The sequence below is a fragment of the Vibrio sp. 10N.222.48.A3 genome (assembly GCF_041475345.1).
In the GTDB taxonomy this organism is placed as follows: domain Bacteria; phylum Pseudomonadota; class Gammaproteobacteria; order Enterobacterales; family Vibrionaceae; genus Vibrio; species Vibrio tasmaniensis_A.
This window is the reverse complement of record NZ_JBFRVX010001221.1, coordinates 1-1,409: the sequence shown is the minus strand read 5'-3', so window position 1 is coordinate 1,409 and position 1,409 is coordinate 1. Positions and strand designations below refer to the sequence as shown.

General features: G+C 41.1%; 2 protein-coding genes. Both read right to left on the bottom strand.

Features of this window, described 5'->3' with window-relative positions; translation table 11 throughout:
• Positions 1-160 (bottom strand): response regulator (locus AB4653_RS25180; RefSeq protein WP_372105591.1); only part of this gene is annotated, 160 nt, incomplete at its 3' end.
• Positions 147-1,409: histidine kinase (locus AB4653_RS25175; protein WP_372105590.1), on the bottom strand; the 1,263-nt coding region annotated here is incomplete at its 5' end. The genes AB4653_RS25175 and AB4653_RS25180, both read right to left, overlap by 14 nt.

The following is a 1,409-nucleotide window of genomic DNA, read 5'->3' as shown; positions in this document are numbered from 1 at the left end:
GGATCAAATCAGGTTCTTCTTCATGGGCAAGAGCGACCGCTTCAGTACCGTTACTTGCTTCTGCAATCACTTCAAATTCATCTTCAAAGCTCAGTAATTGGCTTATACCTCTGCGCATCAATGGATGATCATCAACCAACATTACTTTACAAATCGTCAACTTTAACTTCCTTTAAACTTTTATATTTCAATATGACTGTACAGCCCTCACCTTGAGCCGCTTCAATCGTTAAGTCACCATTCAGTCTTGCCGCACGCTCCTGCATAATACTCATTCCGTAGTGGTTCATCTTCGAACTACTTGGGTCAAAGCCTTCTCCATTATCTTTAATCACGACTAATACTTGTCCGTCCTCATCGATACAGCATACATCTATCAAGTCGGCATTGGCGTGTTTTATTGCGTTTATTGTTGCTTCACGAATCAATTGAAGCAAGTGAACCTGACTGTGCGCATCAAGCTCTAGCGATGAAAGGTTATTAGTTAATTTAATCTTCGCATCGGTTCTTTCACTAAGTTGCTCTAGCATGGTGCTCAAAGCATCTCCAAAGCTACCCTCTTTGATGGATAACCTAAATGTGGTGAGTAGCTCTCTCAATTGAGTATAGGCACCGGCTAACCCATTCCCTATCTCAGATGCAATCTGCTCAGACTGCTCTCGATGTTTGTGTTCCGGAAGTTTACCAATAACACGCTTTAACAATGTCACTTGGATTTTTAAATACGACAGCGATTGGGCCAATGAATCATGCAGTTCACGCGCAATCGTCGCTCGCTCTTCCATAATAATAAGCTGCTCAGCTTTCTTTTGAGCGCGATTATAGTAGATAGCTCTCGATAACAGTTGAATAAAACTCTCAATTAGCGTCTTAGTTGAATGACCATGATGATATGAGCAATACAGATAGCCCAAAACAAGCTCGTTATCATCCAGTTTCATTTCAAACTTTTCATAATCGCAAGTCGGGTCGTAACCTTCATCCATAATCAAAGAACGTCCCGAATTATCGACTATTTCTAACCTTAGCGATTCAATCCCTTCTAGGCTGACCAAGTACTGCAAAATAGCTCGGAAATTTTCCGGTGCAACACGCGTTACCGTGAGTTCTTGAGAAGAATAATAGAGTGCTTGCAATGATTGGTTGGCATTTTGTAACTCAACCGTCTTGGCATCGACAACATCTTCAAGGTTTCGATACAGCACGCCTAAATCTTTCGCCATCGAGTTAAATGTTTTGGTCAAAATGCCCAGTTCATTATTGTTGGTAACCTCCAACTTAACCTCGAAATCACTATTTTTTATTCTCTGGCTAGCTCTAACGAGAGCGTGTAGAGGCTTAACAACTTGTTTACGTACAAAATGAACAACAAAAAGAGATATGACGAGTATTCCACCTAGACCTATACC